Here is a 5,226-nt window from a genome sequence, read left to right as displayed (position 1 = left end):
CCTCCGGACCGGTGCGGGACGAGGCGTACGGGGTGCTGCGGATTCCGCGGCTCGGGCTGGCCGTGCCCGTCGCGGAGGGGGTCGACCGGCGGGCCGTGCTGGACAAGGGGTACGTCGGGCACTACCCGGGGACGGCGCAGCCGGGGGCGGAGGGGAACTTCGCGCTGGCCGGGCACCGGAACACGCACGGGGAGCCGTTCCGGTACCTGAACCGGCTGCGGGAGGGTGACGAGGTGCTCGTCGACCTGCGGGGGCGGCGGTACGCGTACGTGGTGGGGAAGGTGCTGGCGGAGACGAGCCCGGGGGACGTGGGGGTGATCGCGCCGGTGCCGCGCAGTGGGGTCAAGCCGGGGTACGGGTATCAGGAGGCGGGGTCCTACATCACGCTGACGACGTGTACGCCGGAGTACACCTCCAAGTACCGGATGGTCGTCTGGGGGGAACTCAGAAGCGTTGTCAGTGTGGGCCGTTAGGATCGAGGGGCTGGCGATCGATCGGTCGTGAGTTCTGGTGAGGTGAGGGGGTGGTTCGCGTGGGTCGTGCGGTTGAGGTCCGGCGGTTCAGCGTGTCCTCCTTCTTGTTCCACGAGGGCTCCCGCGCGGCTCGCTTGCTCGTCGCGCTGCTGCTGCTCGGCGGGGTCCTCGGGATGCTGTCCGGGGAGGCCGGGCTGGCGGCCGGGGTGGTCGCCCTGGCCGCGGTGGTCGCCGTGGGGGCGGCCGTGCTGGTGGCGGCATGCCTCGTGCGGCCTGTTCCGCCGCACCGAATACGTACCGCGATCCGTGATCGCGAGCAGCGCACGGCGTTCCTGCCGCAGCGCGATCCCGACGCTTCGGGCCGGTCGCGGCCCAGGGCGCCCGGCCGTCTGGTCCCGACGGCCGCGTAGGGGCGCGCAGTGTCCGCTGCCTTCTGCTCTTCTGCTGACTGATCGCTGTTGTCGCCCCTCGCGGGTCGTCACGCCGAAATGCACCTTCTTTCGACGTTCGACGAGACCCCTCGGAGGGCCCGCGTGTCCGTTTTCACTCATCTCGTTGCCGAGCTGGGCCGGCTCCTGGAGCCGGTACTGGCCGAGTCCGCGACCGCTGCCGCGATCGTGCTGTTCACCCTGCTCGTACGGTTCGCCCTGTACCCGCTGGGCCGTGCCGCGTTCCGTGCGGCGACCCCGGGGGCGGGGTGCCTGCCGATGCTCCTGCAGCTGCCGGTGTTCTACCTGATGTACCAGTCGTTCTCCTCGGGGGACGAGCTGCTGGGTCACCGGCTGTTCGCCGCGCCCCTCGGGGCCCGGTGGTCCGGGGCGCTGGAGGCGGGCGGTGTGTTCGGGCCGCAGGGGCTGGTGTTCCTCGGGCTGTTCGCCGCGATCGCGGTGGTGGCGGCGTGGAGTGCGGTGCGGGGACGGCGGGCCGCGGCGGCCGCGCCGGTCGTGGCGCCCGTGCCGCCGAAGGGGAACGGGAAGGGGAAGGGGCAGGGGCAAGGCAGGGGCAAGGCGCGGGAGGCGCCCTGGCCGCGCCGACCGCCGAGCAGCTGGCCGCGATGCGCAAGCTGGGTGGCGTACTGCCCCTGCTGTCGTTCGGGACGCTGATCACGGCCGCCGTCGTGCCGCTGGCCGCCGGGCTGTACCTGCTGACCACCACGGCCTGGTCGGTCGCCGAGCGTGCCTGGCTCCAGCGGCGGGCGGCCCGGCCGACGGCCGGCGGCGCTGCCGCCTGAGCGGCCGCCCGAGCGGCGGGGGCGGTGGAGCAGGTGGGGGCTGCGGTGGAGGCTGCGGTGGGGGACGGAGTGGGGCGTTCCAGTCTGTGAACAGGGTCTTGCGGATTGGTCGGACTTCTTGGAGGATCAGCCAATCCTCCGATGGCCGCAACCCATCGGCCGGCCCCTGGGCGTGCCCATGGGCCGACCACCCACGACCACGGGAGAATGCCCATGAAGCTGCTGCGTGTCGGACCCGCTGGGTCGGAGCGCCCCGCGCTGCTCGACCAGGACGGGACCCTTCGGGACCTGTCCGGCCTGATCACGGATGTGGACGGGGCCCTGCTGGCCGACGACTCCGTGCTGTCCCGGGTACGGGACGCCGCCGCGGCCGGCGAGCTTCCCGTGCTCGACGGGGAGGGGCTGCGCATCGGCTCCCCCGTCGGCCGGATCGGCAAGATCGTGGGTATCGGCCTGAACTACTTCGGGCACGCGGCCGAGGTCGGTGCGGAGCCGCCGGCCGAGCCGATCCTGTTCCTGAAGGCCGCGGACACCGTGGTCGGCCCGGACGACACCGTGCTCATCCCGCGCGGCAGCGTGAAGACCGACTGGGAGGCCGAGCTGGGCGTCGTCATCGGCAGCACCGCCCGCTACCTGGGCTCCGCCGAGGAGGGCCTCGCGCACGTCGGCGGGTACACCCTGGTCAACGACGTGTCGGAGCGCGAGTTCCAGATCGAGCGCGGCGGCACCTGGGACAAGGGCAAGAACTGCGAGACGTTCACCCCGCTCGGCCCCTGGCTGGTCACCGCCGACGAGATCCCGGACCCGCAGGTCCTGGACGTGAAGCTGTGGGTCAACGGCGAGCTCAAGCAGGACGGCAACACCTCGGACCAGATCTTCCCGGTGGGTGAGGTCGTGCGGTACCTGAGCCAGTTCATGACGCTGTACCCCGGTGACGTGATCGTCACGGGCACCCCGGGGGGCGTGGCCATGGGCCAGCCGGAGCCGAAGCCGTACCTGCGGGCCGGTGACGTCGTGGAGCTGGAGATCGAGGGTCTCGGGCGCCAGCGCCAGGAGTTCAAGGGCGCGTAGGGCCGTAGCGCCGTAGGGCGAGGGGAAGGGGCGGGCTGCCCGGGGCGGCCCGCCCCTTCTCGTTCCTGCGCCGTCAGCCGTCAGCCGTCAGCCGTCGGCGGACGTGCGGCGGCGGCGGTTGGCCACGACCAGGCCGGCGCCCGCGGCGAGGGCGGCCGCGCCGGCGCCCGCCGCCCAGGTGGTCTCGGAACCGGCGCCGGTGCTCGCGAGAGGGCCGGAGGAGGAGCCGCCGGCCGGGGCGGTGTTGCCGTTGCCCTTGGAGGTGCCCGTGGCGACGGCCGGCTGGACACCGCCCTTGGCGCCGCCGGTGCCGGTGCCCGTGCCGGTGCCGTGGCCCTCGTCCTTGGACCGGGCCACGTGCTGCCCGGTCTTGAGGAACGCGGCGCGGTCCTCGGGCGTGCCCTGGAGGGCGGCGAGGGCGGCCTTCTTCAGCTCCGGGCCGGCCTTGTTGACCATGGACGAGATCAGCACCTGGTTGTCTTCGTCGCGCAGCTCGTGCTGGGTGGTCGTGATGAAGGTGCGCAGCTGCTCCGGGGTCGGGTTGCCCTCCAGGAGCTTGATGATGCCCTCCTTGAGGCCCGGCCCCGCGTCCTTGATCATCCCGAACAGGGCGACCCGGTCGTCCTCGGCGCGGACCTTGTGCTGGCCGGTGGCGACGAACTCGCGGATCTGCTCGCGCGTGCCGTGGTCCAGCAGCTCGTTCACCGCCTTGGTGACGCCCCGGCCGGCGCCGTTCAGCATGCGCGCCAGCTCGGCGCGGTCGTCCTTGAGGCGGGCCGCGTGCTGCCCCTCGTTCAGGAACGCGGTGTACGCCTCCTGGGTCTGCTTGCGGAGGGCCTCGACCGCGGCCGCCTTCACGGCGGGACCGCCGAAGTTGTGGATCCGGGAGATCTTGACCTCGTCGTCGACGAACTGCTGCTCCGCCAGCTCGACCGTCAGGAACTGCCGCATCTGCGCGGGTGTCCCCTTGAGCGCCTTCGCGGCCGCCTCGCGGACGCCGGGACCGCGCGCCGGGTCGGCCAGGATCGCCTCGATCGCCGCCCGGTCCTTCGCCGCCTGGGGGTCCTCGGCCGGCTTGTCCGCCGCCGGCTTCCCCTCGGCGCCCTGGTCGGGTGCGGTCGGGGAGGGCGGGTTGGACGGCCCGGCCGCCGCGCCGTCGGCGGCGAAGGCGGGCGAGGAGAGCAGGACGGCCGGGGCTATCGCGGCGGTGGCCACGATCGATGCGATCCGGGGCAGCTTCACAGGTGGGGTTCCATTCTTCACATTGCGTGATGATCGGCAGCCTGTGCAGGATAGATCGTTTGTTCGTCCTGAAACCGTCGATTTTGCGACAGTCTGGATCAGACGGCGACGACCGACCCCTTGCGGGAGGAAAGGCGCGCTGCCTCCAGTACCGCCAGGGTGTGCGCGGCCTCGTCCGCGGTGACCGGGGCCGGGCCGCCCGTGCGCAGGGCCTCCGCCACCGCCGCGTAGTACGCCGGGTAGTCGCCCGGGACCGTCGGGACCGGGACTCCGCCGCCGGTCAGCGGGGATTCGCCGGAGCCGAGCCGCCCCCACATGTGCTCCGGCTCCTCGCCCCACGCCGGGCCGTCCGCGCCGCCCGGCCGCAGCCCCTCGCGCAGCGCGGCCTCCTGGGGGTCCAGGCCGTACTTGACGTAGCCGGCCCGCGAGCCGAGGACGCGGAAGCGCGGGCCGAGCTGTGCGGCGGTGGCGCTGACGTAGAGGTGGGAGCGGACGCCGTTCGCGTGCGTGATCGCGATGAACGTGTCGTCGTCGGCCTCGGCGCCCGGGCGGCGCACGTCGGTCTCCGCGTAGACCCGTACGGCCGGGCCGAACAGCACCAGGGCCTGGTCGACGACGTGGCTGCCGAGGTCGTACAGCAGGCCGCCGATCTCCTCCGGCGCGCCGGATTCGCGCCAGCCGCCCTTGAGCTGAGGGCGCCAGCGCTCGTAGCGGGACTCGAAGCGCTGGATCTCGCCGAGTTCGCCGTCTGCGAGGAGGCGGCGGACGGTGAGGAAGTCGTTGTCCCAGCGGCGGTTCTGGAAGACGGAGAGGAAGGTGCCGGTCCGCTCGGCGAGCGCGGCGAGTTCGCGGGCCTCGGCGGCGGTGGCGGCGAGCGGCTTGTCCACGACCACGGGGAGGCCGGCGGTCAGGGCGGCGGTGGCGAGCGGGACGTGGGTCTTGTTGGGGGAGGCGATGACGACGAGGCCGAGGCGGTTCTCCCCGTCGGCGTCGGCCGCGCGCTCCCACAGCTCGTCGGCGGAAGCGGCGATGCGGACGCCGGGGTACTCCTCGCGGGCCTGGGCCTGCCGGCCGGGGTCGGAGGTGACGACGGTGTCGAGGACGAGGCCCTCGGTCGCGGACACGAGCGGGGCGTGGAAGACGGAGCCGGCGAGTCCGTAGCCGATGAGCGCGACGCGCAGGGGGGTGCGGGGGGTGGTGGTGGAGGAG

General features: G+C 73.3%; 7 protein-coding genes. 5 read left to right on the top strand and 2 right to left on the bottom strand.

The features are described 5' to 3' along the window. The 5 genes from VR44_RS35565 to VR44_RS35550 form a co-directional block, all read left to right on the top strand. Window positions 1-473, top strand: a 473-nt coding sequence (locus VR44_RS35565) for a class E sortase (protein WP_045951784.1), incomplete at its 5' end; no start/stop codon positions are given. 92 nt (window positions 474-565) lie between these two features. Beyond that, window positions 566-883: a DUF6412 domain-containing protein gene (locus VR44_RS35560; protein WP_385873027.1), complete on the top strand. Its 318-nt coding sequence runs from the start codon at window positions 566-568 to the stop codon at window positions 881-883. A gap of 123 nt (window positions 884-1,006) precedes the next feature. After that, complete coding sequence (locus tag VR44_RS35555; RefSeq protein ID WP_425424562.1) at window positions 1,007-1,576, top strand: YidC/Oxa1 family membrane protein insertase; 570 nt, start codon at window positions 1,007-1,009, stop codon at window positions 1,574-1,576. Next, window positions 1,528-1,704, top strand: a complete 177-nt coding sequence (locus tag VR44_RS49330) for a hypothetical protein (protein WP_425424561.1) — start codon at window positions 1,528-1,530, stop codon at window positions 1,702-1,704. Before VR44_RS35555 ends, VR44_RS49330 begins: the two co-directional genes overlap by 49 nt. 213 nt (window positions 1,705-1,917) lie before the next feature. Further along, window positions 1,918-2,775: a fumarylacetoacetate hydrolase family protein gene (locus VR44_RS35550; RefSeq protein ID WP_045951780.1), complete on the top strand. Its 858-nt coding sequence runs from the start codon at window positions 1,918-1,920 to the stop codon at window positions 2,773-2,775. A gap of 87 nt (window positions 2,776-2,862) precedes the next feature. Here VR44_RS35550 and VR44_RS35545 read toward each other — a convergent pair whose 3' ends face one another. Next, window positions 2,863-4,017 carry an ALF repeat-containing protein gene (locus VR44_RS35545; RefSeq protein WP_045951779.1) on the bottom strand — a complete coding sequence of 385 codons (1,155 nt, stop codon included), beginning with the start codon at window positions 4,015-4,017 and terminating at the stop codon, window positions 2,863-2,865. 98 nt (window positions 4,018-4,115) lie between these two features. Then, window positions 4,116-5,198 (bottom strand): Gfo/Idh/MocA family oxidoreductase, encoded by a 1,083-nt coding sequence (locus VR44_RS35540; protein WP_045951782.1) that lies wholly within the window; start codon window positions 5,196-5,198, stop codon window positions 4,116-4,118. Window positions 5,199-5,226: the final 28 nt, after the last annotated feature.

The organism is Streptomyces katrae, assembly GCF_000966975.1.
GTDB lineage: Bacteria > Actinomycetota > Actinomycetes > Streptomycetales > Streptomycetaceae > Streptomyces > Streptomyces katrae.
The sequence above is the reverse complement of the archived record's forward strand: the minus strand, read 5'-3'. Positions and strand labels throughout refer to the sequence as shown.

Excerpts from the sequence above, each read along its gene's own strand:
- VR44_RS49330 (WP_425424561.1), top strand. The coding sequence starts at position 1,528 with ATGCGCAAGCTGGGTGGCGTACTGCCCCTGCTGTCGTTCGGGACGCTG.
- VR44_RS35550 (WP_045951780.1), top strand. The coding sequence starts at position 1,918 with ATGAAGCTGCTGCGTGTCGGACCCGCTGGGTCGGAGCGCCCCGCGCTG.